Origin of the sequence: Streptomyces blattellae, assembly GCF_009709555.1 — a bacterium.
In the GTDB taxonomy this organism is placed as follows: Bacteria; Actinomycetota; Actinomycetes; order Streptomycetales; family Streptomycetaceae; genus Streptomyces; species Streptomyces blattellae.
In genome coordinates this window covers 78,324-104,361 of sequence record NZ_WJBG01000225.1, presented here as the reverse complement: position 1 = coordinate 104,361, position 26,038 = coordinate 78,324, and the positions used below count along the sequence as shown (strand labels likewise).

21 protein-coding genes and 6 pseudogenes are annotated in these 26,038 nt (G+C 71.4%); 13 read left to right on the top strand and 14 right to left on the bottom strand.

What is annotated here, in order from left to right; translation table 11 throughout:
• The first annotated feature begins 338 nt into the window (after positions 1-338).
• From GFH49_RS32650 to GFH49_RS32640, 3 genes are all read left to right on the top strand, one after another.
• A complete protein-coding gene (locus tag GFH49_RS32650) occupies positions 339-947 on the top strand; it encodes a hypothetical protein (RefSeq protein WP_155059659.1) in 609 nt (202 codons plus the stop codon).
• Between the two features lie 117 nt (positions 948-1,064).
• A complete protein-coding gene (locus tag GFH49_RS32645; RefSeq protein WP_155059658.1) occupies positions 1,065-1,748 on the top strand; it encodes a class F sortase in 684 nt (227 codons plus the stop codon).
• A 105-nt stretch (positions 1,749-1,853) separates the two neighbouring features.
• A complete protein-coding gene (locus GFH49_RS32640; RefSeq protein WP_155059657.1) occupies positions 1,854-2,267 on the top strand; it encodes a VOC family protein in 414 nt (137 codons plus the stop codon).
• A 31-nt stretch (positions 2,268-2,298) separates the two neighbouring features.
• Here the strand turns inward: GFH49_RS32640 and GFH49_RS32635 are convergent, their stop codons facing one another.
• Positions 2,299-3,744 (bottom strand): glyceraldehyde-3-phosphate dehydrogenase, encoded by a 1,446-nt coding sequence (locus GFH49_RS32635; RefSeq protein ID WP_155059724.1) that lies wholly within the window; start codon positions 3,742-3,744, stop codon positions 2,299-2,301.
• 194 nt (positions 3,745-3,938) lie between these two features.
• On the opposite strand from GFH49_RS32635, the pseudogene GFH49_RS40695 reads away from it, so the two are divergent.
• Positions 3,939-4,094 (top strand): annotated as a pseudogene (locus GFH49_RS40695) (GNAT family N-acetyltransferase); the annotation flags it as partial.
• 107 nt (positions 4,095-4,201) lie between these two features.
• A complete protein-coding gene (locus tag GFH49_RS32630) occupies positions 4,202-5,422 on the top strand; it encodes a DegT/DnrJ/EryC1/StrS family aminotransferase (protein ID WP_155059656.1) in 1,221 nt (406 codons plus the stop codon).
• Positions 5,423-5,567: 145 nt separating this feature from the next.
• Here GFH49_RS32630 and GFH49_RS32625 read toward each other — a convergent pair.
• Together GFH49_RS32625 and GFH49_RS32620 are read right to left on the bottom strand one after the other, a co-directional pair.
• Positions 5,568-5,757, bottom strand: a pseudogene (locus tag GFH49_RS32625) (glycerophosphodiester phosphodiesterase); the annotation flags it as partial.
• Positions 5,758-5,924: 167 nt separating this feature from the next.
• A complete protein-coding gene (locus tag GFH49_RS32620) occupies positions 5,925-8,153 on the bottom strand; it encodes a heavy metal translocating P-type ATPase (RefSeq protein ID WP_155059655.1) in 2,229 nt (742 codons plus the stop codon).
• A gap of 160 nt (positions 8,154-8,313) precedes the next feature.
• Between GFH49_RS32620 and GFH49_RS32615 the strand changes: the two genes are divergently transcribed.
• Positions 8,314-9,237 (top strand): DUF8832 domain-containing protein, encoded by a 924-nt coding sequence (locus tag GFH49_RS32615; protein ID WP_155059654.1) that lies wholly within the window; start codon positions 8,314-8,316, stop codon positions 9,235-9,237.
• 52 nt (positions 9,238-9,289) lie between these two features.
• Here the strand turns inward: GFH49_RS32615 and GFH49_RS40690 are convergent, their stop codons facing one another.
• The 3 genes and pseudogenes from GFH49_RS40690 to GFH49_RS32600 all read right to left on the bottom strand — a co-directional run bounded on the left by GFH49_RS40690 (position 9,290) and on the right by GFH49_RS32600 (position 13,045).
• Positions 9,290-10,351 carry an iron-siderophore ABC transporter substrate-binding protein gene (locus GFH49_RS40690; RefSeq protein WP_155059723.1) on the bottom strand — a complete coding sequence of 354 codons (1,062 nt, stop codon included), beginning with the start codon at positions 10,349-10,351 and terminating at the stop codon, positions 9,290-9,292.
• A gap of 114 nt (positions 10,352-10,465) precedes the next feature.
• A pseudogene (locus GFH49_RS40685) lies at positions 10,466-11,602 on the bottom strand (ABC transporter transmembrane domain-containing protein); the annotation flags it as partial.
• 78 nt (positions 11,603-11,680) lie between these two features.
• A complete protein-coding gene (locus tag GFH49_RS32600; protein WP_155059653.1) occupies positions 11,681-13,045 on the bottom strand; it encodes a lysine N(6)-hydroxylase/L-ornithine N(5)-oxygenase family protein in 1,365 nt (454 codons plus the stop codon).
• A gap of 132 nt (positions 13,046-13,177) precedes the next feature.
• Between GFH49_RS32600 and GFH49_RS32595 the strand changes: the two are divergent.
• A pseudogene (locus tag GFH49_RS32595) lies at positions 13,178-13,707 on the top strand (methionyl-tRNA formyltransferase); the annotation flags it as partial.
• 198 nt (positions 13,708-13,905) lie between these two features.
• Here the strand turns inward: GFH49_RS32595 and GFH49_RS32590 are convergent.
• The 3 genes from GFH49_RS32590 to GFH49_RS32580 are packed head-to-tail and all read right to left on the bottom strand — an operon-like array spanning position 13,906 to position 16,884.
• Positions 13,906-14,787, bottom strand: coding sequence for an ABC transporter ATP-binding protein (locus GFH49_RS32590; protein ID WP_408055976.1), 882 nt, complete (start codon positions 14,785-14,787; stop codon positions 13,906-13,908).
• Between the two features lie 4 nt (positions 14,788-14,791).
• Complete coding sequence (locus tag GFH49_RS32585) at positions 14,792-15,856, bottom strand: FecCD family ABC transporter permease (protein WP_155059652.1); 1,065 nt, start codon at positions 15,854-15,856, stop codon at positions 14,792-14,794.
• 2 nt (positions 15,857-15,858) lie between these two features.
• Positions 15,859-16,884: a FecCD family ABC transporter permease gene (locus GFH49_RS32580; protein ID WP_155059721.1), complete on the bottom strand. Its 1,026-nt coding sequence runs from the start codon at positions 16,882-16,884 to the stop codon at positions 15,859-15,861.
• A gap of 146 nt (positions 16,885-17,030) precedes the next feature.
• On the opposite strand from GFH49_RS32580, the gene GFH49_RS32575 reads away from it, so the two are divergent.
• Together GFH49_RS32575 and GFH49_RS32570 are read left to right on the top strand one after the other, a co-directional pair.
• Positions 17,031-17,246, top strand: a complete 216-nt coding sequence (locus GFH49_RS32575) for a hypothetical protein (RefSeq protein WP_155059651.1) — start codon at positions 17,031-17,033, stop codon at positions 17,244-17,246.
• Positions 17,243-17,405: pseudogene (locus tag GFH49_RS32570) on the top strand (MbtH family protein). Before GFH49_RS32575 ends, GFH49_RS32570 begins: the two are co-directional and overlap by 4 nt.
• 28 nt (positions 17,406-17,433) lie before the next feature.
• Here GFH49_RS32570 and GFH49_RS32565 read toward each other — a convergent pair.
• Together GFH49_RS32565 and GFH49_RS32560 are read right to left on the bottom strand one after the other, a co-directional pair.
• A complete protein-coding gene (locus GFH49_RS32565; RefSeq protein ID WP_155059650.1) occupies positions 17,434-19,269 on the bottom strand; it encodes a glycoside hydrolase family 15 protein in 1,836 nt (611 codons plus the stop codon).
• A 163-nt stretch (positions 19,270-19,432) separates the two neighbouring features.
• A complete protein-coding gene (locus tag GFH49_RS32560; RefSeq protein ID WP_155059649.1) occupies positions 19,433-20,212 on the bottom strand; it encodes a DeoR/GlpR family DNA-binding transcription regulator in 780 nt (259 codons plus the stop codon).
• A gap of 123 nt (positions 20,213-20,335) precedes the next feature.
• Here GFH49_RS32560 and GFH49_RS32555 point away from each other — a divergent pair, with 123 nt between their 5' ends.
• Together GFH49_RS32555 and GFH49_RS32550 are read left to right on the top strand one after the other, a co-directional pair.
• On the top strand, positions 20,336-21,217 hold the full coding sequence (locus tag GFH49_RS32555) for an SIS domain-containing protein (protein WP_155059648.1): 882 nt from the start codon (positions 20,336-20,338) through the stop codon (positions 21,215-21,217).
• Positions 21,218-21,228: 11 nt separating this feature from the next.
• The gene (locus tag GFH49_RS32550; protein ID WP_155059647.1) at positions 21,229-22,083 is read left to right on the top strand and encodes a class II fructose-bisphosphate aldolase; all 855 of its coding nucleotides are present in this window, start codon (positions 21,229-21,231) and stop codon (positions 22,081-22,083) included.
• A 62-nt stretch (positions 22,084-22,145) separates the two neighbouring features.
• On the opposite strand, the gene GFH49_RS32545 is transcribed toward GFH49_RS32550, so the two are convergent.
• On the bottom strand, positions 22,146-23,276 hold the full coding sequence (locus tag GFH49_RS32545; protein WP_155059720.1) for a methyltransferase: 1,131 nt from the start codon (positions 23,274-23,276) through the stop codon (positions 22,146-22,148).
• Positions 23,277-23,413: 137 nt separating this feature from the next.
• Here GFH49_RS32545 and GFH49_RS32540 point away from each other — a divergent pair, with 137 nt between their 5' ends.
• Positions 23,414-24,670 (top strand): ROK family protein, encoded by a 1,257-nt coding sequence (locus GFH49_RS32540; RefSeq protein WP_155059646.1) that lies wholly within the window; start codon positions 23,414-23,416, stop codon positions 24,668-24,670.
• Between the two features lie 131 nt (positions 24,671-24,801).
• Here the strand turns inward: GFH49_RS32540 and GFH49_RS32535 are convergent, their stop codons facing one another.
• Positions 24,802-24,924 carry a hypothetical protein gene (locus GFH49_RS32535; RefSeq protein WP_408055975.1) on the bottom strand — a complete coding sequence of 41 codons (123 nt, stop codon included), beginning with the start codon at positions 24,922-24,924 and terminating at the stop codon, positions 24,802-24,804.
• Between the two features lie 76 nt (positions 24,925-25,000).
• Between GFH49_RS32535 and GFH49_RS41295 the strand changes: the two are divergent.
• Positions 25,001-25,078: pseudogene (locus tag GFH49_RS41295) on the top strand (short-chain dehydrogenase); the annotation flags it as partial.
• A gap of 9 nt (positions 25,079-25,087) precedes the next feature.
• Here GFH49_RS41295 and ilvY read toward each other — a convergent pair.
• Positions 25,088-25,945 carry an HTH-type transcriptional activator IlvY gene (ilvY, locus tag GFH49_RS32525; protein ID WP_155059645.1) on the bottom strand — a complete coding sequence of 286 codons (858 nt, stop codon included), beginning with the start codon at positions 25,943-25,945 and terminating at the stop codon, positions 25,088-25,090.
• Between the last annotated feature and the right edge of the window lie 93 nt (positions 25,946-26,038).

Sequence of the window (26,038 nt, the reverse complement as noted above, 5' to 3'; positions counted from 1 at the left end):
CCGCCCGGCCCCTGCTCGCGGACGTGTCCCTGCAGGTCCGCAGGGGAGAGGTGGTCGGCCTGGTCGGCGAATCTGAGCGCCCCCGAGCACCCCAGCACGCGGCGCCTCCTCGCCTCGGTGCCCCACCGGGGCTGGGACCCCGCCGAAGCCCGGCTGTAGCGGCCCGGCGGCGGGTGGTGAGGAGCGTACGGGATGCCCCCGTCCGAGGTGCGCGGGTAACCCGAGTGATCGCCTCGAATGGTGGGACGGTCCGGTTCGGCCGACGGTGGATCACGTCAAGGCCGGGTCACCCAGCTGGCGAAGCGTCAGCTGCCCGGGTGTGACGGAAGGATTCACAGATGCGCTCTGCTCGCATGCTGGTCGCGACTGCCGCGGCCACGGCCGCGCTCGCGATCGCCGCACCCGCCTACGCCGACTCGACGGGTGAGTGGGACCACGACGACTCCTCCCACAGCAAGGAGAAAGACCACGACGGATACTCTTCCTACGGCAAGAAGCACGACAAGGACAGCAAGCACGACATGCCGCGCGGTGGAATGCACACGGGTGGCGGAGCGCTGGCCCTGGTCGGTCAGGACGACTGGGGCAGGCCCGGAGACCCCAAGCACGACCCGGACACCTACCGGGACGAGCACGGCCGCAGCGACGAGGACTCCTGGGGCCCCCGGCACGACGGTGACCACGACCACGGCCCGGGGCGTGGCGATCACGACGAGCACGGCAGGGAGCCGGGGCACAACGATCACGACGGGGGCTCGGGGCGCGGCGATCACCATGAGGACTCCAGGAAGTCCGGCCACGACAAGCCGCGTGGCGGCATGCACACCGGCGGCGGCGCGCTCGCCTCGCCGGGCGTGACGGCCGGCGGGCTGGCCGCGCTGGGCGTGGCCGGCACCGGCATGTACGTGCTGCGGCGCAAGAAGGCCCCCGGGGGCGGCGCGGCCTGACCGGTGCCCGACGACACAACCGCCGAGGCCGCCGCACGTACCCCTCGCGTCGCGGCGGCCCGGCTCGTCCTTCCCGCGAGATGAGTCCGCTGCCGTGCCCGAGTGAGGTGGTGTCCGATGTCAGCCAGCCCTCCTTCCCCTACCGACGCCGATCCGGTGCCCCCCTGGCTGAACTCCCGCAGACTCGCGACGGTCTTCTGGAGCGCGGTTGCCCTTGTCGTCCTGGGAGTGAGCCTGATCGGCGGTGAGGACGAGCCGTCCGGCACCGGGTACGCGCACCATGCCGCACCGGCCGCCACCTCGTCCTCGTCCCCGTCCTCGTCCGCGACGCCCCGAGCCGGAAAGCATCTGCCGCGGTCCACGCCGGTCCGCCTGCGCATCCCGAAGATCTCGGTCGACGCGCCCTTCACGCCCCTCGCCATCGGCCGCTCGGGACAGCTCGAAGCCCCACCCGCGCACGACGTCAATCTCGTGGGGTGGTACGCCGAGGGGGTGTCCCCGGGAGAGGCCGGTACGTCGATCATCGCCGGGCATGTGGACACGGCGACGTCCGCGGCCGTGTTCGCGGAACTCGGCGAACTGGATAAGGGCGACCGGTTCCGGGTGAAGAGAGCCGACGGGCGTATCGCGACGTTCGTGGTCGACAGCGTCGAGTCCTTCGAGAAGGACAGCTTCCCCGACGATCGGGTCTACGCCGACACCCCGCAGGCCCAGGTCCGCCTCATCACCTGCGCCGGGGCCTACGACCGCAGCGCCAAGGACTACACGGAGAACCTCGTCGTCTTCGCCCACCTCGTCTGACGTCGGCCGTGTCTGCTCCATGTGGTCCTGCGCGACGGGCCGTTGTCAGTGGAGCGCGCTAGCGTCCTCGGCACCGGATTTCAGCCACACTTTCCAGGAGGATCCATGGCCTCGCGCCTCAACCCGTACCTCAGCTTCGACGGCGACGCCAGGCAGGCGCTGGAGTTCTACAAGGAGGTCTTCGGCGGCACGCTGAAGCTCAGCACCTACGGCGAGTTCGGGCAGCCGGACGCGCCGAACGCCGACCAGATCATGCACGGCATGCTGGAGACCCCGAGCGGGTTCACCCTGATGGGTGCCGACAACCCGCCCGGGATGCCGTACACCCCCGGCAACACCTTCTCCGTGAGCCTGAGCGGTGACGACGACGCCGAGTTGCGCGAGTACTGGCAGAAGCTGTCCGACGGCGGCACCGTGTCCGTGCCGTTCGAGAAGCAGATGTGGGGCGACGTCTTCGGGATGTGCAGGGACCGCTTCGGTGTCCCGTGGATGGTCGACATCGTGCAGCGGAGCAGCTGATCGCGGCGGCCCGTCGACCATCCCCGGGCGCTCAGACCGCCGTGGCCGGGTAGGTCGGGTACTCCACTCCGGAGACGTGCTGGACGACGCGGATGACCTGGCAGGAGTAGCCGAACTCGTTGTCGTACCAGAGGTAGAGGATCGCGTTGTCGCCGTCGACCTTGGTGGCGCCGGCGTCGACGATCGAGGCGTGTCGGGAGCCGATGAAGTCGCTGGAGACGGCGTCGGGGGCGCTGGTGAAGTCGATCTGGCGGCGCAGGGGCGAGGTGAGCGAGACGGCGCGGAGGTGGTCGAGGACCTCCTCGCGGGTGGTCTCGCGGCCGAGCCGCAGGCTGAGGATGGCGATCGAGACGTCGGGGACCGGGACCCGGATCGAGCTGCCGGTGATCGGGGCCTTGAGGTCGGGCAGCGCCTTGGCCACGGCGGAGGCGGCACCGGTCTCGGTGATCACCATGTTGAGCGGCGCGGAGCGGCCACGGCGGTCGGCCTTGTGGTAGTTGTCCAGCAGGTTCTGGTCGTTGGTGAACGAGTGGACGGTCTCCACGTGGCCGCGCAGCACGCCGTACTCGTCGGCCATCGCCTTCAGCGGCGGGACGATCGCGTTGGTGGTGCAGGAGGCGCAGGACAGGATCTGCTCGCCCGGCTTGATCGTGTCGTGGTTGACGCCGTGCACGACGTTGGGGACGTCGCCCTTGCCCGGCGCGGTCAGCACGACCTTGTCGATCCCGGGGCGCAGGTGCTGGGAGAGGCCCTCGCGGTCGCGCCACTTGCCGGTGTTGTCGATGAGGATGGCGTCCTGGATGCCGTACGCCGTGTAGTCGACCTCGGACGGGTCGCTCGCGTAGATCACCTTGATCTCGTTGCCGTTGGCGATGATCGTGCTGTTCGCCTCGTCGACGGTGATGGTGCCCTGGAACTGGCCGTGGATGGAGTCGCGGCGCAGCAGTGAGGCGCGCTTGACGATGTCATGCTCGCCGCCCTGACGCACGACCACGGCACGCAGCCGCAGACCGTTGCCGGAACCGGCCTTCTCGATCAGCAGCCGGGCGACGAGGCGGCCGATGCGGCCGAAGCCGTAGAGGACGACGTCACGCGGCTCACGGCGCTCGATCTTGTTGGCGCCGGTGGCGCCGGCGACGGCCTCGGCGGTGAACTCGGCCACCGTCAGACCGCGGTCGTCGGCCCGGTACGTCTCGGCCAGCATGCCGAGATCGATCTGCGAGGGCCCGAGGTCGAGCGCGGTGATGGCCTGCAGGAACGGCAGGGTGTCCGTGACCGACAGTTCCTCGCCGGCGATCTGCCGGGCGAAGCGGTGGGTCTTGAGGATGCTCACCACCGACTTGTTCACCAGGGAACGGCTGTGCAGCAGGACGGTCACGTCCCGTTCGCGGTGCAGCTTCCCGATGATCGGGATCATCGACTCCGCGATCTCCTCGCGGTTCTTCCAGTTGCTGAACGAGTCCTCGGTGACAGTCACAGGATCCATCTCTTTCGAGCTAGGTAGCGCTCGGATGATAACCAGACGCCGATTCGATCAACGGAGGCGGGTCGGCGAATATCCGGTATGTGCCGTTCCTTTGCGGTGGGTGTCCTTGACGGGGGCGTGCTGTTTCGCGACTACGCCAACCCGTTCCCGGCGCCGGAGTTCGCGGCCGGGACGGGCATCCGTCTCGGCGGCTGTGGCGCAGACCCGGCCGCGGCCTGCGGAACGCGGTCCTGGCCCATCCCCGGTTGCGGCAGCCCGCCGACCGGCTGCCGCAGCCGGTCGGTACGCTCCGTACGTCGGGTCGGGCGGGCCTCGGAAGACCGGCACCCCGCACCCGCTGAACACGCCACCGCTCGACGCGCTTGCCTGAGCGCACGGTGCTCTTTCGCGGAACGCTCCACGGCCGTTCGACGGCCCCTTGACGGCCCTTCGACGGAAGCAGGTGACGATGCCGTACGGATCGCGGCTCGCCGCGATGATGACACGGCGACTCGGACGCGCATGCGTCTACACGCCCTCGGCACGGCTGGCTCTCTATCTGGCACTGCGGCGCTGGTGCCGCCCGGGCGCGCGGGTGCTGATGTCACCGGTGAACGACGACGTGATCCTCTTCGTCGTCCTCGCGGCCGGACTGCGCCCGGTGCAGGCCCCCGTCTCCGTGTGGGACGGCAACATCGACCCGGCCGCCGTACCGGAGTCCACCTGGCGGAACGTCGACGCCGTCCTGACCACCAACCTGTACGGCATTCCGGACCGGGTCGCCGAACTGCGCCGCCGCTGCGAGCAGTTGGGGATCCCACTGATCGAGGACGCGGCGCACGCGATCGGCACGCACGTGGACGGGCAGCCGATCGGCACCTTCGGTCAGGCGTCCGCGTTAAGCCTGTCCAAGCATGTCGCGGCGACGGCCGGGGGATTCCTCGCCGTCGAGGACGCGCGCACCCGGCGGGAGCTGGAGCTGCTGCGCGACGACCTCCTGGTGCCGGGCCGGCTGAGCGCCGACCTCGCCGTCACGCTGCGACCGCTCGCGCGTTCCTCGGTACGCGCCCTGCACCTGGTGCGTCCGGTGTGGCGGACGATGCAGCGCCTGGGGCTGCTGGAGCGCGAGGAGTTCCGGATGGCCCTGCATGCGCCGCGGCTGACCCGCTGCGCACGCCGGGCGCCGGACCTGGCCGCGTACGAGCCATGGGTCCGCGTCGACCTGCACAGCTTCCGGGACCGCCACGGCGCCTTCGTCCGGGGGCAGTCGGCGCTGCGGCTGGCCCGGCTCGACGACGACCTCACCCGCCGCAGGGTCGGCGTCTCGCTGCTGTCGGGTACCGCCTGGGCGTCCCGGGCGGTACCCGACAGCGCGGCGCACGACGGTCCGCCGCCCCTGTTCCGCGTCCCGTTCCTGGTCGATGGGCGCGACGCCCTCCTGGAACGCATGGTGCGCCACGGCATGGTCTGCGGATACGTCTACGATCCGCCGCTCGACGACTACGCGGGCGCGGAGTTCGTCGAACCGTCCCCCGACCCGTCGGCCGCCCGCTGGTTCGCCTCCCACGTCCTCCCGGTCGATCCGCTCCTGGCCCGCAGGGTCACCCGCGCGCTCACGAGGGAACGGGCGTCGGCCGCGTTCCCCGACCCCGCCCCGGACCCCAGGTCCCGCACGCCGCTCGGGCACTGAGCGCTCCGCGGGCCGTGTCGATCTGCGGCCTCCGCCGCGGAACCGTGACGGGCGGCACGTCGGCCGTCTGCGGCGCAGTCCTGGCCGGTCGCGCCGGCGCGGCGGCAGCCGCACATCGAGGTCGCCGGTCCCGCCACCGTGACGATCAGCGGGGCCCGTACGCCTTGGGCAGCCGCATGCCGCGCTCGGCCATGATCTCCCGTACCCGGTCGGGGTAGTTGGTGATGACGCCGTCGACCCCGAAGTCCATCAGCGCTGCCACGGTCGCCGCATCGTCAGGTCCACGGGACGACTTTCAGGCCCCGGGCGTGCGCCGCGTCGACCATAGCCCGGTCGGCGGGGACATGTCTGGAGGACATCGAAAGCTCACTCTTGATCGGTTGGGGGTGCGGGCGATCTGAAGACGCTGGTCGGGCCGCGGAGAGCGCACGACGACCTGGAAGTGAGGGCGCTGTGAACGCTGAGAGAACGCGGCGTCCCGTCAGCCGAACGCGGCGCCTCGTCATCCGAGGGAGCGGAAGGTCCGCAGGCGCAGGGAGTTGGCGACGACGAACACGGAGGAGAACGCCATGGCCCCTCCGGCGATCATCGGATTCAGCAGTCCGGCCGCGGCCAGCGGCAGGGCGGCGACGTTGTAGGCGAAGGCCCAGAACAGGTTGGACCGGATGGTGCCGAGGGTCCGGCGGGCCAGCCGGATGGCGTCGGCCGTGGCCCGCAGGTCGCCCCGCACGAGCGTGAGGTCGCTCGCCTCGATCGCCGCGTCGGTGCCGGTGCCCATGGCCAGCCCCAGGTCGGCCTGGGCGAGCGCGGCGGCGTCGTTGACGCCGTCGCCGACCATGGCGACCGAACGGCCCTCGTCCTGAAGGCGCTTGACGACCGCGGTCTTGTCCTGCGGCAGCACCTCGGCGAAGACGTCCTCAGGAGCGATACCCACCTGGCGTGCGACCGATTCGGCCACGGTCCGGTTGTCGCCGGTCAGCAGGATCGGGGTCAGACCGAGGGCGCGCAGCCGCTCGATCGCCTCCGGGCTGGTCTCCTTGACCGCGTCGGCGACTTCGAGGACCGCCCGAGCCTGACCGTCCCACGCCACGGCGATCGCGGTGCGTCCGGCCGCCTCGGCCTCGGACTTGGCCCGCTTCAGCTCCTCGGGCAGCTCCAATGCCCAGTCGGCGAGCAGCCGTTCACGTCCGACGAGGACGGCGTGACCGTCGACGATGCCCTGCACGCCCAGGCCGGGTACGTTCGCGAAGTCCTCGGGTGTGGGCAGCGAACCCAGCTTCTCCAGCGCTCCCTCGGCCACGGCACGGGCGATCGGGTGCTCGGAGGCGTGCTCCAGCGCGCCCGCCAGCCGCAGCACTTCGGACTCCTCGGCGACGCCGTGCACGGCGAGCAGGGTCATCCGGCCGGTGGTGACCGTGCCGGTCTTGTCGAGGACGACGGTGTCGACGCGGCGGGTGGACTCCAGCACTTCCGGGCCCTTGATCAGGATCCCGAGCTGGGCGCCCCGCCCCGTGCCGACCAGCAGCGCGGTCGGGGTGGCGAGGCCCAGGGCGCACGGGCAGGCGATGATCAGGACGGCGACGGCGGCGGTGAACGCGGCCGTCAGCCCGGCGCCGTTGCCCAGCCAGAAGCCGAGCGTGCCCAGGGCGAGCGCGATCACGACCGGCACGAACACGGCGGAGATCCGGTCCGCGAGCCGCTGCGCGGCGGCCTTGCCGTTCTGCGCGTCCTCCACCAGCTTGGCCATCCGGGAGAGCTGGGTGTCCGCGCCGACCCGCACGGCCTCGACGACGAGCCGCCCGCCCGCGTTGACCGTGGCGCCGGTGACCGGATCACCCTGGGAGACCTCGACCGGCACGGACTCGCCGGTGAGCATGGAGGCGTCGACGGCGGAGGAGCCCTCCACGACCGTCCCGTCGGTGGCGATCTTCTCGCCGGGACGCACCAGGAAGCGGTCGCCGACCTTCAACTCGGCGATGGGGACGGTCTGTTCGCGGCCGTCCGGGCGCAGCACGGTGACGTCCTTCGCGCCCAGCTCCAGCAGCGCCCGCAGAGCGGCTCCCGCCGTGCGCTTGGAGCGCGCCTCGAAGTAGCGCCCGGCCAGGATGAACGCGGTGACGCCGGCCGCGGCCTCCAGGTAGATGTTCCCGGCGCCGTCACCGCGGGCGATGGTCAGCTCGAAGGGATGCGTCATCCCCTCGGTGCCCGCGGTCCCGAAGAACAGGGCCCACAGCGACCACACGAACGCCGCCGACGTACCGACCGAGATCAGCGTGTCCATGGTGGCCGCACCGTGGCGGGCGTTCACCAGCGCCGCCTTGTGGAAGGGCCAGCCGGCGTACGTCACGACGGGCGCGGCCAGCGTCAGGGACAGCCACTGCCAGTTGTCGAACTGCAGCGCGGGAATCATCGCCATCGCGATCACCGGGACGGCGAGGACGACAGAGGTGAGCAGCCGCTGCCGTAGGGAAAGGAGTTCATGGTCGGCCTGCTCGGGCTCGGGCTCGGGGTCGGCCCGCGCGGGCTGCTGCGCGGTGTATCCCGTCGCCTCGACCGTGGCTATCAGATCCGGGACGGAGACCTCACCGGTGTAGCTGACCCTGGCCTTCTCGGTTGCGTAGTTGACGGTGGCCGTGACCCCGTCCATGCGGTTGAGCTTCTTCTCGACGCGCGCCGCGCACGAGGCGCAGGTCATGCCGCCGATGACGAGTTCGACCTGGTTGCCGGCCATCACCGCTCCTGACGCTATACGGGTAGGGGGTACCCCTCTCTCGTGGTTCTATATACCCCGGTAGGGTATGGAAACGCAAGCGCGGCAAGCCTTGACTTAATACCCCCCAGGGGTACGGTCGGTCGCGTAGGAGGCCAGAACCCGATGATCGGAGAACACCATGCACACCGGACTGAAGCTCACCGCGTTCGCCGCCGCGCTGACCGCCACCTTCGGCACGGCGTACGGCGTGGGCCAGGGCGTCGGCCCCGTCGCGGAAGACCGTCCGCCCGCACGTCACGACACACCGCACACAGAAGAGGCCGTGGAGGGAGGCGGCGGCCACGAAGCGTCCCCCGCCGGCGGACTCCAGATGTCCGAGGGCGGCTACACCCTCGACCTCAAGACCCCGCGAGTCACCGCGGGGAAGCGCACCGAGCTGCGCTTCCAGATCCGGGACGCCGACGGCGACGCCGTCACCGCCTACGGGCGCGAGCACGACAAGGAACTGCACCTCATCGTGGCCTCACGCGACCTGATCACCTACCGCCACCTGCACCCCACCCGCGCCACCGACGGCACCTGGAGCATCCCCGTCGAACTGCCCCGCGCGGGCGACTACCGCGTCTTCGCCGACTTCACCCCGGCGACGAAGGGCGCCGAGAACCTCACCCTCGGCGCGGACCTGGCGGCGGCAGGGCCCTACCGGCCGAAGCAACTGCCCGCGCCCAGCGACACCGCGACCGCCGACGGCTACGAGGTCGAGCTGACCGGCGGCCTGCGCCCGGGCGCCGCGCAGGAGCTGAAGCTGACGGTGTCCCGCAACGGCAGGCCGGTCACCGACCTCCAGCCCTACCTGGGTGCCTACGGCCATCTGGTCGCTCTGCGCTCCGGCGACCTCGCCTACCTCCATGTGCACCCGGGCGGCAGCACGAAGGCCGGTCCCGACATCTCCTTCACGGCCACGGCGCCGAGCAGCGGGACCTACCGGCTGTTCCTCGACTTCAAGCACGAGGGCACCGTCCACACCGCCGCCTTCACGGTCAACGCCGGACCGGCCACGGCGGGGGAGCCCGCGCACGAGGAAGAGGGGCACGGGCACTGAGACGGAGGCCGGCCGACGGCGACCGGCCTTTCGCGCATACGTCGTCCGGGCGTCAGGACGTCGGCTCGGTCACCTTCGTCGCGGTGTCTCCGTCGACCGCCGCGGCCAGCTGAGGCACCAGACGCTCAAGCGTGTACGGCAGGCTCAGCACCGACACGAAGGAGACCGCGTTGCCGTAGTCGCTGGTCTCCTTGACGAAGACCTCACGTTCGTCCTTCGCCACCGTCAGATCGGCATACAGGGAGTCCTTGCGCAGCTCAGCCTTGTCCTTGGCGGGGTCGGAGACGATCCAGACGATCGCGTCCGTGTCCAGCAGATCGGTGCGCTCCTTGCTGATGTTGGCGCCGAACTCGTCTCCGATGACCTTGTCCAGGTCCTTGGGCAGGCTGAAGCCGAGGTTCGTGAGCAGACGCGAGCGCGGGTCCTGGCTGCCGAAGACGAAGATGCCCTCGTACGGCGTCGCCATCACGGCGCTGGACCCGGCGAACTCCGGGTGTTCGTCGGCCGCCTGCTTGAAGTCGGCCTCGACGCCCGCGACCAGCTCCTTGGCCTCGGCCTCCTGGCCGAGCGCCTTGCCGATGATCTCGGTCTGGTCCTGCCACGGCACGCCGAAGTCGTTGTACTCCTCGGGCTGGGCGACCACCGGGGCGAACTTCGACAGGGTGTCGTACTGCTCCTTGGTCAGACCGCCGTAGACGGCGAGGATCAGGTCAGGATCGAGCGCGGCGATCTTCTCCGTCTGCGGGCCGGTGCCGGTGTCCTTGAGGACGGTCGGGGCCGCCGCGCCGCCCAGCTCGTCCTCGGCCCAGGGGCCGATCGCGCCCTCGTAGCCGCCGAGCCACTCGGTCGTGCCCACGGGCACCTTGCCCAGCGCGAGCACCGCGTCCTGGTCGGTCAGACCGACCGTGACGATCCGCTTCGGCTCGGACTCGATGGTCGTACTCCCGTATGTGTGCGGGAGGGTCACCGGGAAAGCGGTGCTCGATGACTCCGTCGCGGCCGAGCCCGCCGTGTCGGAGTCGTCGTCGGATCCGCAGGCCGAGACGGTGACGAAGAGGAGCAGCGCGGAGGCGAGTCCCGCGGCGAACCGGGTGCCTCTGAGTGAGCGGAGCATCAGTGGTCCTTCTGGGGTGTGTCGGTGCGGGGACGGGGCGTGGGGGGCTCGTCGACGGGTGTGCGGGTGCCGGACCACGCTTGCCACAGCGAGGCGTAGGGTCCGGTGCACGCCCGCGATCAGCTTGGCCAGCGTCGTCTTGCTCGCCCCGCTCGCGCCGACGAGGGCGACGCGTTCGCCGGTCGCGAGGGTGAGGTGTACGTCGTGCAGCCCGCCGAGGCTGACGCCGCTCAGCCGGACGGCGCCGCGCACCGGCTGGGGGAGGGTTCTCTCGCCGGCGTCGACGGTGTGCGGGGCGGCGAGCACATCGGCGATCCGGGAGGCGGAGGCACGCCCCTGGGCCAGCTCGGCGTTGACCCACGCGAGCACCTCCAACGGACCGAGCAGGAACAGCGCGAGCCCGACGGCCGACACCAACTGGCCCAGGCTGATGTCGCCGTTTGCCGCGAGCCGGCCGCCGACCAGGGTGACGGCGGCGATCAGACAGCCCGTCAGGGTCAGCACCATGCCGCTCTGGAAGGCCTGTGCGCGGGCGGCCTTCAACGTGGCCTGGAGGGAGTCCCGGCTGGTGGTGCGGTAGCGGGCGATGGCGGTCGGCTCGCCGCCGATGCCCTTGAGGATCCGCAGACCGGCCACCAGGTCGGCGGCGACGGCCGAGGCGTGCGCGGCCCGTTCCTGCTCGGCCTCGCTGCGGGCCTGAAGCGGCTTGCCCAGCAGGTGGCCCAGCCACAGCAGCACCGGAGTGCCGAGCAGGACGACCAGGCCGAGCGTCACCGACGCCCGCAGCAGGACGACCGCGCAGGCAAGGATGCCGACCAGGGCCGAAATCCCGGCCATCAGCGCCAGGTTGACGGCGCCGACCCGTTTGGCGTCCTCGGTGGCGACGTTGGCGAGCGCACCGGGCAGCCGGCCCTCCTCCGCCCCGCCCCGGGGATGAAGGACGCGTCGTACGAGGGTGATGCGCAGGTCGTGTTCGGCCTGCGCGGCTGCCCGGTCGGCGGACCAGGCGCCGTAGCGGTAGCTGAGCGCGAGTCCCGTGTGGACCACGGCGAGGACGCCGAGCCACAGCAGCAGGGCGCCGGTGTCGGAGTCCGTGACGGCGCGGTCGATGACGACGCCGATGAGGACCGGCACCAGCGCCTCGCCCGCCTGATGTCCCGAGCCGAGGAGCGCGCCGAGCGCGACGTCTCGCCGCTGCCCCCTGACGGACTGTCTCAGGACGTCCCGCCCCGATGGATTTGAAGGACCCACCCGCACCCCTCCGGGATAGGACGACCGTTGAATCGCTCGACTGAATCGCTCGACTGAATCGCGAGACTGGCTGAAAACTTAGGTGAGGCTACTCTCAGTTGGCGATTCTTGCCCAGTGTCCGCACCCGCGTCGCCGCGCCGGTGAGTGAGCAGGGAGTCGAGGATCTCGCCGGAGCGTATGGCGGTCGTGGACAGAAGGGTGGAAGTGAGGCCGTGGGTGTGCTCGGTCGCGCCCTGGAGGTAGATGCCGGCCGTGACCTCCGGCGCGGCCACCACGCGGTGGTCGCGTCCGACACGTATGGCGTCGTCGTCCCGGAGGCAGAGTTTCGCGGTGCGGCCCAGCAGGGTGTCGAGTTCCCGCGGGCGGTAGCCGGTCGCGTGGACCAGCACATCGCAGCCGACCACCTCCCGTTCTCCGGTGGGCAGGTACTCGACGGTGACCTCCAGGCGGTCGGGCAGTTGCCGCACGTCCCGGATGCGGGACACGTTCCGCAGCTGGAGGCGCTCGCGGCCCTGGACCTTCTCGCGGTACATGGTGGAGTACAGCGACTCGATCAAGTCCATGTCGACCACCGAGTAGTTGGTGCTGCGGTGGTAGTCGTACAGGGCCTGCTTCACCTCGGGCCGCGCCTGGAAGTAGACGTCCACGGCCTCCGGGTCGAAGATCCGGTTGGCGAACGGGCTGTCGTCGGCGGGTGTGTAGCCGTACTTGGCGAAGACCGCGCAGATCTCCGAGGCGGGGAAGGAGCGGTGCAGGTAGTCGACCGCTTCGGCGCCGCTCTGTCCCGCGCCGAGGACCATGATGCGTTGCACCGATCCGCCCCGGTCGGTCAACTCGCGGGTGCGTGGGATCAGTTCGCTGTTGTGCCAGATGCGGTCCGAGAGGGCTATGCCGGGCGGCACGTGGGGTTCCAGGCCCACGGCCACCGAGATGTTGCGGGTGCGGCGGACCACTGTGCGCCGCGGATCGCCGGGTACGCGGCTGACCACGTCGAACCAGCGGACCTCGCCGCTGCCCGCGGTGACCGGTTCCACGGAGAGGACCTCGGCGTCGTAGGTGACCAGGTCCGCGACCCGGGTGGCCGCCCACTCGAAGTACTCGTGGAACTCGATCCGCAGCGGGAAGAGCGTCTTCGCGTTGAGGAAGTCCACCAGCCTGCCGCGCTCCCGCAGGAAGCACAGGAAGCTGAAGTCGCTCGTGGGATTGCGCATGGTGACCAGGTCCTTCAGGAAGGACACCTGCATGGTCGCGTCGTCGATGAGCATTCCGCGGTGCCAGCCGAAGCTCGCCTGGCGTTCCAGGAATCCGGCGCGGATCCGTTCATGGGGAGCGGCTCGGAGGTTGTGTTCCTCGATTGCTATGGCCAGTGCGAGATTTGACGGCCCGAAACCGATTCCGAGCACATCGTGGACGGCGTCAGGTGCGTCGTGCAGTGCGTTCACCGCAACTTCCCTTCCCCTAGGCGATGTTAAATAAGGTTAGCCTTACCTTGTGACGACGTGTCCGACGAGAGGATCAACATGCGGGTCGTCATGTTCGGCTGTCAGACCTGAAAGCATCGCGCCCTCCAGGCTCTGCTGGAGTCCGAGCACGAGGTGATCATGGCCGTCACCCACCCCGAGAGCGACCATGTATACGAGAGAGTCTGGGACGACTCGGTGGCCGAACTCGCCGAGAAGCACGACATCCCCGTACTGCTGCGCAACCGCCCCGACCACCCCGAACTCCGCGCCGCACTGCGGGACGTGCGGCCCGATCTGATCGTCGCCAACAACTGGCGCAGGTGCTCCCGCCGGAGATCTTCGACCTCCCCACCCACGGCACGCTCAACGTCCACGACTCGCTGCCGCCGGTCTACGCGGGCTTCTCCCCGCTGATCTGGGCGCTCGTCAACGGCGATCGCGAGGTCGGCGTCACCGCGCACCGCATGGACGCCGAACTCGACGCGGGGGACGTCCTGTTGCAGCGGGCGATCCCGGTGGGCCCGCGCGACACGGTGACCGACCTCTTCCACCGCACCGTCGACCTGATCGCCCCCGTGGTCCACGAGTCGCTGGACCTGATCGCCTCCGGTCGGGCGCGCTGGATCCCGCAGGACCGCAGCGCGATGGGCGGGTATCTGACGGCCCGGCCGGGAGGGTGTCCGCGTGTTCTGGGAGCTTGTGTCACGTCGCTTGCCGGGGCAGCGCGGGTTGTCTGGTGCGTGCCGATCGGGGGGCGGTGCGGCAACGCGGCGAGGATGCTCCTCCGGGGGCGTGCGGGTCGGCTCTCGCGCGCCCGGCCGGCGATGTGGGGCAAGCTCTCAGTCTGCCGCCTGTGCCACCGGCTGCAGGGGCACGCCCTGGTGATGGCGTCCCATCGGGATCACCATCGGCGTGCCGCTGACCGGGTCCGGGGTGATGCGGCAGTCCAGATCGAAGACGTCCGCCACCGTCTCCGCCGTGATGACCTCGGCCGGAGTGCCCTCGGCGGCGATACGGCCGCTCTTCATGGCGACGACGTGATCGGCGTAGCGGCAGGCCTGGTTGAGGTCGTGCAGGACCATCACGACGGTGCGGTTCTCGCGCCGGTTGAGGTCCGTGATCAGGTCCAGGACGTCGATCTGGTGGGCCAGGTCCAGGTAGGTCGTGGGCTCGTCGAGGAGGAGGACGGGGGTGCCCTGCGCCACGGCCATCGCGATCCAGGCCCGTTGGCGCTGGCCGCCGGACAACTCGTCGACCGGGCGGTCCGCCAGGTCCGTCATACCGGTCGCCGTCAGCGCCCGGTGCACCGCCTGCTCGTCCGCCTTCGACCACTGCCGCCACCAGGTCTGGTGCGGTGAACGGCCCCGGTTCACCAGGTCGATGACCGTCAGGCCCTCCGGCGCCACCGGGCTCTGCGGCAGGATGCCCAAACGCTGCGCCAGTTCCCGCGTCGGTATGGAGTGCAGCGCCCGGCCGTCCAGATGGACGGCACCTTCGCGGGGTGCCAGCAGCCGCGCCAGCGCGCGCAGCAGGGTCGACTTGCCGCAGGCGTTGGCGCCGACGACGGCGGTGATCCGGCCGGGCGGAATGGCCAGGTCGAGGCCGTCCACCACCAGGCGGTTGTCGTACGCCAGACGCAGACCGCTCGCCCGCAGGTCCGGGTCGGCGGAGGGCAGCGCGTCGGCCGGCCCGGCATCTTTCGTCATACGGTCGGTCGACATGGGATCAGCCTCCTGAACCCGCGCGGTTGGCGCGGACGAGCAACCAGAGCAGGACGGGTGCGCCGAGCACGCCCGTGACGATTCCGACCGGCAACTCCGTGCCGGAGACCAGAGTACGGGCGATCAGGTCGCCGCCGAGGACCATCAGCGCCCCGGTCAGGCCCGAGGCCACGGTGGGCGGCCAGGCGGTGCCCGCCAGCCGCTGGGCGATCTGCGGCGCGGCGAGCGCCACGAACGCGATCGGGCCCGCCGCCGCGGTGGCGAAGGCGATCAGGCCGACGCCGCTGAGGAGGATGGCCAGGCGCACCGGTTGCACCCGCGTGCCCAGGCCGGTGGCCACGTCGTCGCCCAGCTGGAGGGTGCGCAGCAGCCGGCCGAGCAGCAGCGCGGTCGGCAGCAGTACCGCCAGCGCGATGGCGAGGGGGCCGACCTGCGACCACGTACGGCCGTTGAGGTTGCCCACCAGCCAGCCGAGAGCGGCCTGGGCCTGGAACCGGGCGCCTCTGGCCAGCAGATAGTCGGTGGCGCTCGTGCAGATCCAGGACACGCCGATGCCGACGAGGATGATCCGGTAGCCGGTGGTACCGCGGCGCCAGGCGAGGACGTACACCAGCAGGGCCGTGGTCAGCGCGCCGAGCAGTCCGAGCGCCTGGGTGCTCAGGCCCCCGTCCCAGCCCAGCACGATGCCCGCGACCACGAAGGTGCCCGCGCCCTGGGTGAGGCCGATCATGTCGGGGCTGGCCAGCGGATTGCGGGTCATCGTCTGGAACAGCCCGCCGGAGACGCCGAAGGCGATGCCGGCCAGCAGTCCGACCAGGGCGCGGGGCAGCCGCAGTTCCTGGACGACGAGCACGGTGCCGGGGTCCCCGGAGTCGGCCAGGGCCCGCACCACGTCGACGAAGGCGATCGGGTAGTCGCCGATCGTCAGGCTCCAGCAGAACAGCAGGAAGGTACCGGCGCCGAGGACCGCGCACACCGCCACCAGACGTGGGCGGATGATGCCGGACAGCGGTGGCACGGTCAGGCGGTAGGTCCGTACCGGCGCGGAAAGGGACTTCAAGGTCGTCATCCTCACGCCTCCGCGAGCTTGCGCCGTCGGACCAGGGCGATGAAGAACGGTCCGCCGATGAAGGCGACGACGATCCCGGCCTGCACCTCGGTGGGCCGGGCGATCATCCGGCCGATGATGTCCGCGGCGAGGAGCAGGCTCGGCGCGAGCATCGCGGACAGCGGCAGCAGCCAGCGGTGGTCCGGGCCGATGCCCGCAGACTGGGCCAGCGCGCGGGCGACATGGGGGACCACCAGGCCGATGAAGACGACCGGGCCGATGGCCGCCACCGCCGCGCCGGTCAGCAGGGTGATCACGGTGACGCCGCCGAGCCGGATGAGGCCGATCCGCCGTCCCAGGGAGGCCGCCACGTCGTCGCCGAGCGCCAGGCTGTTGAGGGCGGGCGCGGAGGCGAGGGCCAGTACGGCACCCACGGCCAGGAAGGGCAGGATCCGCAGCACGGTCGACCCGTCCTGGTCGGCCATCGAGCCGGCGGTGAAGAAGCGGTAGCGGTCGAGCGCGTCCGGGTCGGTCAACGCGATCGCGCTGGTGAGGGAGTTGAGGAACGCGGTCACCGCGACTCCGGCGAGCGCCAGCTTGACCGGGGTCAGACCGGAGCGACCGAGCCTGCCGAGCAGAAAGACCAGGACGCTCGCCACGAGCGCACCGGCGAAGGCGAACCAGACGTATCCGTAGAACGAGCCGAGCCCGAGCACCCCGACGGCCAGCACGATGGCGAAGGACGCCCCCGCGGTGACCCCCAGGATCCCGGGATCGGCCAGCGGATTGCGCGTCAGGGCCTGCATCAGCGCCCCGGCCAGCCCGAGCGCCGCCCCCGCCGCGAGCCCGACCGCGGTTCGGGGCATCCGCGCGGACCAGACGACGTTGTCCACGAACCGGCTCGGTGCGTCACCGAACAGTGCGCGCACCACCTGGTCAGGCGGAATGCTGGCGGCGCCGAGGGCGAGTGAAAGCAGGCAGAGCGCCAGCAGCACGGCGCTCAGCAAGGCCACGAGTAGGACGGGGCGAACCCTTCTGCCCCGCGTCACCGTGCGGTCTCCAACAGGCAACTCCCTTAGGTTAGGCAGGCCTTAATCCTAATAGCCGGTTCACAGGTCCACCCAGACAGGGCCATTTGGTTAGGCAATTACCTTGGTATCGCCGTGGTCCTCCGCTGCGCTGCCTGCGCGCGGCCGTGGAGCGGTCGATCAGCTGGGAGGGCGAACTCCTCGGCCACGGACTGGTCGTACGGCCCCGAACCCACCGCCCACTGGACTACGCGCCCGGAGTACTCCCCGAGGACGCTGTACGGGACCTGGCCGAGGGCTGGTTCCGGGCGCTCGGGGCGCTGGTGGACCGGGCCGCACATGACCGAGACCAACCCACCCACAACGTAAGGAACCCCGCATGACCAACCCGTTCGAGAACTCCGACGGCGTCTACTCCGTGCTCGTCAACGACGAGGGCCAGCCGCCCGGCACCGCGGCAGGAGTGCCTGGACCACATCGAGACCAACTGGACCGGCATGCGCCCCAAGAGCCTGGTGCGGCGTATGGAAGGCCGCGGCTGACGGGTTCGCGGCGGCACGCCGAGGGGGCTCAGCCGAGAGCGCGGTCGAGATTGAAGGCCGCGCTGATCAGCGCGAGATGGGTGAACGCCTGCGGGAAGTTGCCCTGTTGCTCGCCGGTGTGGCTGATCTCCTCGGCGTACAGGCCGAGATGGTTGGCGTACGTGAGCATCTTCTCGAAGGCCAGGCGTGCCTCGTCGATCCGGCCCGCGTGGACCATGGCCTCGACGTACCAGAACGAGCAGATCGAGAACGTGCCCTCGTCGCCGCGCAGTCCGTCCGGGCTGGCCTGCGGGTCGTAGCGGTAGACGAGCGAGTCCGAGACCAGGTCGTCGGTGAGGGCGTCGAGCGTGGACAGCCACTTCGGGTCGGTCGGCGCGATGAACTTCGTCAGCGGCATCATCAGCACGGCCGCGTCCAGCACGTCGCTGTCCTCGTACTGGACGAAGGCCTGCCGTTCCTCGGACCAGCCGTGCTTCATGATCCGGCGGTAGATCGTGTCCCGGTGCTCCCGCCAGCGGACCAGGTCGGCGGGCAGACCGCGCCGGTGGGCCATGCGGATGGCCCGTTCGATCCCGACCCAGCACATCAGCCGCGAGTACAGGAAGGTCTTGCGGCCGCCGCGGGTCTCCCAGATCCCCTCGTCGGGCTGGTCCCAGTTCTCGCAGACCCAGTCGACCAGCGCGCACACGTCGTCCCACTGGTCGCTGGAGACGGGCTTCGCCCATTTGTCGTAGAGGTAGATGGAGTCGATGAGCGCGCCGTAGATGTCGAGCTGGAGCTGCTCGGCGGCGCCGTTGCCGATCCGTACCGGCGCGGACCCCAAGTGCCCTTCGAGATGGCCGAGTTCGTGCTCGGTGAGGTCGGTGCGCCCGTCGATGCCGTACATGATCTGCAACGGGCCCGACGGCTTGCCGTCGCCAGGACTGACATGCCGGGTCACGAAATTCATGAACGCCTCGGCCTCGCCCGCGAAGCCCAGCCGCAGCAGCGCGTAGACGCAGAAGGCGGCGTCGCGCACCCACACGTACCGGTAGTCCCAGTTGCGTTCGCCGCCGATCTGCTCGGGCAGGCTCGTCGTCGGCGCGGCCACGATCGCCCCGGTCGGCGCGTAGGTGAGCAGCTTCAGGGTGAGGGCGGAGCGGTGCACCATCTCCCGCCAGCGGCCCCGGTACCGGGACTGGGACAGCCAGCGCCGCCAGTACGCCACCGTACTGTCGAACTGGCGCTCGGCCTCGGTGCGGGCACACCCGCGCGGATGTACGGCGCCGCCGACCTGGTCCAGCGCGAACACCGCCGACTCGCCCTCGGCGAGCTTGAAATCGGCGCGCACGTCGAGGCCGTCGGCCTCCAGCGGCACGGTCGCGGTCAGCCCCAGCGACAGGCCGTCGGAGGCGAAGACCGCCACGTCGCCCTCCATGCGCACGGTATGCGGCAGGCGGCCGTAGTCGAAGCGGGGCGCCACCCGCGCGCGGAACGGGATGGACCCGCGTACGCACAGCACCCGCCGGATCAGCCGGTGCCGGGCGACCTCCGCCGCCTCGCCGTCGACCGGCATGAAGTCCTGCACCTCACCGACGCCTTCCTCGGTGAAGAACCTGGTGATCAATACGTTCGTGTCCGGGAAGTAGAACTGCTTGGTCCGGGCCGGCACCGAGGCGGCGAGCTCGAAGGCGCCGCCCCGCTCCGCGTCCAGGATCGCGGCGAAGACGCTGGGTGCGTCGAAGGACGGGCAGCAGTACCAGTCGATGGTCCCGTCGGTCCCCACCAGGGCGACGCTGCGCAGATCGCCGATCAGCCCGTGCTCGGCGATCGGCAGATACCGCGAAGCCCCCGGTATGCCCTGATCGCTCGGTGTCCCGCCCATCACAGCCTCCCTGGCCCGGCCCCGCACCGCGTCACTGTCAGCGTAAGCGCTCCGCCGGCTGCGTCGATATGCGGCTCCGCCGCGGGGCCGTGAGGTGCCGTCGTTCGACCGCGGCGCCATCGTGGCTGGTCGGCGCGGGCCGTCGGGACGATCGGCCACGGCGTCAGACGGCGATCACCTGGATCCCGGCCTCCTCGAACCGCTGCACCGTCTCCGGCCCGGCCGCCGCGTCCGTGACCAGCGTGTCCACCGCGTCGGCGGCGCAGATCCGGGCGAACGCCCGACGCCCCAGCTTGCTGGAGTCGGCGGCGACGACCACCCGCTCGGCCCGCTCGCACAACAGCCGGTTGACCGCGGCCTCCGCCTCGTCGTGCGCCGCGGCGCCGTGGGTGACGTCGAAGGAGACGACGCCGAGCACCGCCACATCCATCGTGATCTGGCCGAGCACACCGTCCGCGAGCGGCCCGATCAGCTCGTACGACTGCGCCCGCGCGACCCCGCCGGTCACCACGATCTTGAACTGGGGCCGGACAGCCAGCTCGTTGGCGATGTTGAGGGCGTTGGTGACGACGGTCAGCGCGGGGGAGCCGGATGTGAGATCACCGCGTACGGCCAGCGCGCGGGCCACCTCGGTGGTGGTCGTGCCGCCGGTCAGCCCCACCGCCTCGCCGGGCGCGACGAGATCCGCGACCGCCTTGGCGATCCGCTGCTTCTCGGAGGCGTGCCGGGCGGTCTTGTAACGCAGCGGCAGTTCGTACGACACCCCGTGCACGACCGCGCCACCCCGGGTACGCACGAGCATCTGCTGCTCGGCCAGCTGGTCGAAGTCGCGCCGGATCGTCGCCGCCGACACCTCCAGCTCGGCCGCCGCCTCCTCGACCTCCAGCCGGCCGCGCTCGACGAGCAGCTCCAGCAGCGCCTTCCAGCGGGCGTCCCGCGACATCCGCACCCTCCGTCCCTCGATCTCCCGGCGACCCTAGCGCACGTCGACGGGGGATGAATGCTTGATTGTGCTTGAAAGACGGCTATATCTTGCAAGAACAATCAAGCCGAGGGAAGGGTGCACATGACTCATGTCGAGGACGAGCTGACCAGCCAGCCCGAGTGCTGGACCCGGGCCGCGGCGGAGGCCGGGCAGCACGGCGGAGTGCTCCCGGTGGCGGGGGAGCGGGTCGCGATCGTCGGATGCGGCACCTCGTACTTCATGGCGCAGGCGGCAGCGGCGCTGCGGGAGGGCGCGGGGCAGGGCGAGACGGACGCCTTCGCCGCCTCCGAGTTCCCGTACGGCCGCTCGTACGACCGCGTGGTCGCCCTCACCCGCTCCGGCACCACGACCGAAGTCCTCGAACTGCTCGGGCGGTTGACGGGCCGCACGCGCACGACCGCCGTCACCGCGGATCCCGGCACGCCCGTCATGGCCGCCGCCGACGACGTCGTGGTCCTCGACTTCGCGGACGAACGGTCCGTCGTGCAGACCCGGTTCGCGACCACCGCGCTGACCCTGTTCCGCGCCCACCTGGGGCTGCACACCGACTCCGTCGTGGCCGACGCCCGCACCGCGCTCGCCACCCCGCTGCCCGAAGGACTCGCCGGCTGCACGCAGTTCACGTTCCTGGGCCGCGGCTGGACCGTGGGCCTGGCCAACGAGGCCGGGCTGAAGATGCGCGAGGCCGCGCTGTCGTGGACCGAGGCCTATCCGGCGATGGAGTACCGGCACGGCCCCATCAGCATCACCACCCACTCCACCGCCACCTGGATGCTGGGGGAGCCGCCCGAGGGCCTGGCCGAACAGGTGCGGGCCACCGGCGGACTGTGGGTGGCCGGCGGACTCGACCCGCTCGCCGAACTGGTCCGCGCCCAGCGGCTCGCGGTCGTCGTCGCCGCCGCCCGCGGCCTCGACCCGGACCGGCCCCGGCACCTCACCCGCTCGGTGATCCTCGCCGACTGAAGGGACCCGCCGTGCCCCTCACCACCACCGGCGAACTCGTCACCCGGGCCGCCGCCGCCCGCTCCGCCGTCGCCGCCTTCAACATCATCACGCTGGAACACATCGAGGCCGTCATCGCCGGCGCGGAGTCCGTGGACGCGCCCGTCGTCCTCCAAGTCAGCGAGAACGCGGTCACGTTCCGCTACGGACGCCTGCTGCCCCTGGCCCGCGCCGCCGTCGCCGCCGCCGAACGGGCCGCCGTGCCCGTCGCGCTGCACCTCGATCACGTCCAGAGCGACGACCTGCTGCGGCAGGCGCCGGGCGCCGGATTCAGCTCCGTGATGTACGACGCGGCGCGGCTGCCGTACGAGGAGAACCTCGCGGCGACACGGGCCGCCGTCGACTGGGCACATGCCCAAGGGCTGTGGATCGAGGCCGAGTTGGGCGAGGTGGGCGGCAAGGACGGGCGTCCGCCGCTGGACGCGCACGCGCCCGGGGCCCGGACCGACCCCGCTCAGGCCCGTGCCTTCGTCACCGGCTCGGGCGTCGACGCGCTCGCGGTGGCCATCGGCAGCTCGCACGCCATGACCACCCGCACGGCCACCCTCGACCACGACCTCCTCAAGCGGCTCGCCGCCGTCCTCGACGTCCCGCTGGTCCTGCACGGTTCCAGCGGCGTACCCGACACCGAACTCACCGCGGCCGTCACCGGCGGCATCACCAAGGTGAACATCGGCACGGCCCTCAACCTCGCCATGACCGGCGCGATACGGGACTACCTGGCCACCCGCCCGGAGGCCGTCGACTCCCGGAAGTACCTGAGTGCGGGGCGGGAGGCGATGGTACGGACGGTCGCCGCGATCATGCGGGTGCTGGGCGGGCGGTGAGCACCAGCATCCCGTCCCCGCCCGGGACTCGGCACAGGCACATCACGGAACGCCCACGCCACCTACTCCTTGACGGCTCGCAGCACCACGAACTTCGGGTCGCCGGCGACCAGTTCACTGTTGCCGAACAACCGCCGCAGCTTCACGTGGTAGCCCAGATGCCGGTTGCCGATCACCCACAGCTCACCGCCGGACCGCAGCGCGCGCCGCGCCCCGCTGAACATCCGCCATGCCGTCGCGTCGGTCGTCGCGTGGTGGGAGTGGAACGGCGGATTGTTGAGCACCAGGTCGACACTGCCCGCGGGCACTCCCGCCAGCCCGTCCCCGACCCGGAACTCCGCATGCCCCGGTAGCTTGTTCGCCTGGTACGTCGCCTCCGCCGAGGCCACGGCCTGGAACGACTCGTCCGTGAACAGCACCTCGGCCCCGGGATCGGCCAGCGCCATCGCCGTACCGACGACACCGTTGCCGCAGCCCAGGTCGACGACGCGTGCGCCCCCGCTGCCGCTGGGCAGATGCTTCAGGAAGAAGCGCGTGCCGATGTCGAGCCGGTCGGCGCAGAACACGCCGGCGTGGTTGACCACGGTGGCACCGGAAGCCGGGCCGATGCCGTCGGGGAGCGTGTAGGTGTGCGGCCAGGGGTTCACGTGCGGCTTCAGGTCCCCGGGGGTGCAGAAGATGAGCCGGGCCTTCTTCTCCGCCAGCGAGGTGCGGGTCGGGCCGAGGATCCGCTCGAACAGCTTCAGCGTGGAGGTGTGGATCTCCTTCACCATGCCGGTCCCGACGACGACCGTGCCCTCGTGCACGGCGGGCGCCAGCCGCAGCAGCTGGTCCTCCAGCAGCGCCAGGCTCTTCGGTACCCGGACGAGGAGGACGTCGATCCGGGCGGGCGGCGGATCCTGGGTGGTGAGGAGGGTGACGGCGCCCGGCTCGACGTCGGCGCGCGCGAGGTTCGCGCGGGTCGCCTCCTGGGCCAGGTACGAGTCGGTGATCTGCACCGGCCGATGCGCCGCGAGCGCCGTGACCAGGGCGCCCCAGCGGTCGCCGAGGACCACCACCGTGCCCGGCAGCGGGACCTTCTGGTCCGCGAGGTGCCTCAGCAGATAGTCGTCGGAGGCGTCCCACGCGCGCAGCCTCTCGCGCGGATCCTCGGGGAAGCGGGCCGGCGCGAACTCGCCCCAGGGCGTCGTCATACGGTCGTTCATCGTGCGACCAGGCTAGCCGAGCCGCAGGTGAGGGCCGGTCGGGCAGGATGGGGAGCATGGACGCCGAGCTGTTCCCCCCGAGGTCGTAAGCCGCTCGACCTGCGGATCATGGGAGACTCGCCCTCATGAGCGGGAAGGCGGACCCCCGGCCGGCGGGGGAAGGTACCACCTCAAGAACGCGGTTGGACCGGGGGCGCGGAGCGCTGGGGCCCGCGCTGGAGCTCGTGCACACCGGGCGGGCGCCGACCCGGGCCGTGCTCACCGCGGAACTGGGGGTGACACGGGCGACGGCGGGCGCGGTGGCCGCCGAGCTGGAAGCGCTCGGGCTGATCCGGGTCGACGCCCGGCCCGGCGCCGCGGCCGGATCGCAGGGACGGCCCTCGCACCGGCTGTCCGTCGCCGAGGACGGGCCCGTCGTCCTCGCCGCACAGGTGCACGCCGACGGGTTCCGGGCGGCACTGGTCGCGCTCGGCGGCCGGATCGTCGCCACCGCCCCCGGCTGCGAGGCCGTCGACGCCGACCCCGCGAAGGTCCTCGGATCCGTGGTGGAGGCGGGCGCGGACCTGCTGCGCACGGCCGGGCGACGCTGCGTGGGCGCCGGGCTCGCCGTGCCGTCCGCGGTCGCCGAACCGGACGGTCTGGCCTTGAACCCGCTGCACCTGGCCTGGCCCGCGGGCGCGCGCGTCCGCCGGATCTTCGCGGAGTGCGTGCGCGCCGCCGGGATCACCGGGCCGGCGTTCGCGGGCAACGACGTCAACCTCGCCGCGCTCGCCGAACACCGGCACGGTGCGGGACGCGGGGCACGGGACCTGCTGTGCGTGGCCACCGGCCACCGGGGCGTGGGCGGCGCGCTCGTCCTCGACGGCCGCCTGCACACCGGCAGTTCGGGCCTGGCCCTGGAGGTCGGCCACCTCACCGTCAACCCGGAGGGCCGCCCCTGCCACTGCGGCAGCCGCGGCTGTCTCGACGTCGAGGCCGACCCGCTGGCCTTCCTCACCGCGGCGGGACGCGAACCCGGCCCCGAGGTGTCGCTGTTGCAGCAGGCCAACGACCTGGTCCGCACCCGGCACGACGACCTGTCCGTCCGTACGGCCACCGAGGAGCTGATCGACCGGCTGGGCCTCGGTCTCGCGGGCCTGGTGAACATCCTCAACCCGGACCGCATCATCCTCGGCGGACTGCATCGCACGCTGCTCGACGCCGACCCGGAGCGACTGCGTGCCGTCGTCGCCGACCGCAGTCTGTGGGGGCAGAGCGGCAGCGTGCCGATCCTGGCGTGCACGCTCGACCACAACAGCCTCGTCGGTGCGGCGGAGCTGGCGTGGCAGCCGGTGCTGGACGATCCGCTGGGGGCACTGAGCGCTCCGCTGGACGTGCCGTGACGTGCCGTCGTTCGACCGGGGCGCCGTCGTGGCAGGCCGCTCGCCCGCTCGTGAACCTCCTGACACAGCCCCGCGCGCCCTCAGGGCACTGCCGAAGTCCAGGCGGGTGACGTAGTCGACCGAGATCCCCGTCAGCACGGCGAGTTCCTCTTGGCGCAGCCGCGCCGCTGACCACCCGCGGGCAGCCCTGCCGTCTCCGGGGCGACCGGTCGCGCCAGCGGCGGCAGCGCCCGCCCGAGTTCCGTCGTCGTCATGCCCCCAGTCAACCGTGCCGGCCGTGACGGTGCCTGGTACTGGCTTCCTGCCGCTGCTCCAGCGGTCCGCGGCCCCCTCGTCCGCATGGCGCAGGCGGGCCCGGACGGTCCGACCGGCGGCTACTTCGACGTGGAGGGGCGCCTTCCCTGGTGAGGCGCGCGCTCAGCCCGTCCGATCCGTCAGACTCCACAACCCCGCCACCAGCGGCCGTCGCAGATCCGCCCGCCGTACGCACAACCCGATCGGGAACGGCTCCGGCGGCGGATGGGCGGGCAGCACCGCAAGCCGCTCGCGCACCGCACTGTGCTCCAGTACGAGACGCGGGACCACGCCCGTGCCGCAGCCCAGGGCGACCAGCGTCAGCAGCCCCTCATGGCCGTCCGGCTCGCAGGCCACGTCGGGTGTCGTGCCACGGGCGCGGAACCAGCGGTCGGCGGCCTCACGGACCAGACCCCGGTGGGGCAGGACGAAGGGCCCGTCGAGCCCCGGGTCCGGCCGGTCCCGCGCGGTGACCAGAACCAGCTCGGTCACCGCGACCGTCCGGCTCACCAGCGGCTCCGGCAGCCTGGCCGGGATCCCCGCGACGGCCACGTCCACCTCGCCCTCGTCGAGGCGGGCCAGCGCGGCAGCCGCGTCACCCGTCCGCAGATCGAGCCGCACCTGAGGGTGGGCGGCACGGAACGGCGCCAGCAGGTCGGGCAGCAGCGCCTGGCAGGCGGTCACCGTGGCGAACACGGCCAGACGGCCGGTCAGTTCGGCCGGGTCGGGATGCTCCTCCCGGTAGGAGCGCCACAACTCCAGCGCCTGGACGGCGTATTCACGGAACCGATGCCCCTCCGCGGTGAGTGACACCCCGCGCGGCCCCCGGTCGAACAGCCGGTGCCCGAGATCGGCCTCCAGCCGCTGCACGGTCCGCGTCAGCGTCGCCGGACTGACATGGCAGTCGAGGCTCGTCCGGCCGAAGTTCAGCGTCTGCGCCAGATGCAGGAAAAGCCGCAGCTCCCGATGGTCGTCCCGCACCCCGCCACCTGGCCATTTCGTCCTATGCAACACCGCGATGCGCAAGTTGCGCTTGCTGCAACGTTCGCCGTGAGCCTACAACTCCACCATGAC

Bases quoted from the DNA above. Each gene is read 5' to 3' on its own strand.
- GFH49_RS32650 (WP_155059659.1), top strand. From the start codon at position 339: ATGCGCTCTGCTCGCATGCTGGTCGCGACTGCCGCGGCCACGGCCGCG.
- GFH49_RS32645 (WP_155059658.1), top strand. From the start codon at position 1,065: ATGTCAGCCAGCCCTCCTTCCCCTACCGACGCCGATCCGGTGCCCCCC.
- GFH49_RS32640 (WP_155059657.1), top strand. From the start codon at position 1,854: ATGGCCTCGCGCCTCAACCCGTACCTCAGCTTCGACGGCGACGCCAGG.
- GFH49_RS32630 (WP_155059656.1), top strand. From the start codon at position 4,202: ATGCCGTACGGATCGCGGCTCGCCGCGATGATGACACGGCGACTCGGA.
- GFH49_RS32620 (WP_155059655.1), bottom strand. From the start codon at position 8,153: ATGGCCGGCAACCAGGTCGAACTCGTCATCGGCGGCATGACCTGCGCC.
- GFH49_RS32615 (WP_155059654.1), top strand. From the start codon at position 8,314: ATGCACACCGGACTGAAGCTCACCGCGTTCGCCGCCGCGCTGACCGCC.
- GFH49_RS40690 (WP_155059723.1), bottom strand. From the start codon at position 10,351: ATGCTCCGCTCACTCAGAGGCACCCGGTTCGCCGCGGGACTCGCCTCC.
- GFH49_RS32590 (WP_408055976.1), bottom strand. From the start codon at position 14,787: ATGTCGACCGACCGTATGACGAAAGATGCCGGGCCGGCCGACGCGCTG.
- GFH49_RS32585 (WP_155059652.1), bottom strand. From the start codon at position 15,856: ATGACGACCTTGAAGTCCCTTTCCGCGCCGGTACGGACCTACCGCCTG.
- GFH49_RS32565 (WP_155059650.1), bottom strand. From the start codon at position 19,269: ATGGGCGGGACACCGAGCGATCAGGGCATACCGGGGGCTTCGCGGTAT.
- GFH49_RS32560 (WP_155059649.1), bottom strand. From the start codon at position 20,212: ATGTCGCGGGACGCCCGCTGGAAGGCGCTGCTGGAGCTGCTCGTCGAG.
- GFH49_RS32555 (WP_155059648.1), top strand. From the start codon at position 20,336: ATGACTCATGTCGAGGACGAGCTGACCAGCCAGCCCGAGTGCTGGACC.
- GFH49_RS32545 (WP_155059720.1), bottom strand. From the start codon at position 23,276: ATGACGACGCCCTGGGGCGAGTTCGCGCCGGCCCGCTTCCCCGAGGAT.
- GFH49_RS32540 (WP_155059646.1), top strand. From the start codon at position 23,414: ATGAGCGGGAAGGCGGACCCCCGGCCGGCGGGGGAAGGTACCACCTCA.
- GFH49_RS32535 (WP_408055975.1), bottom strand. From the start codon at position 24,924: ATGACGACGACGGAACTCGGGCGGGCGCTGCCGCCGCTGGCGCGACCG.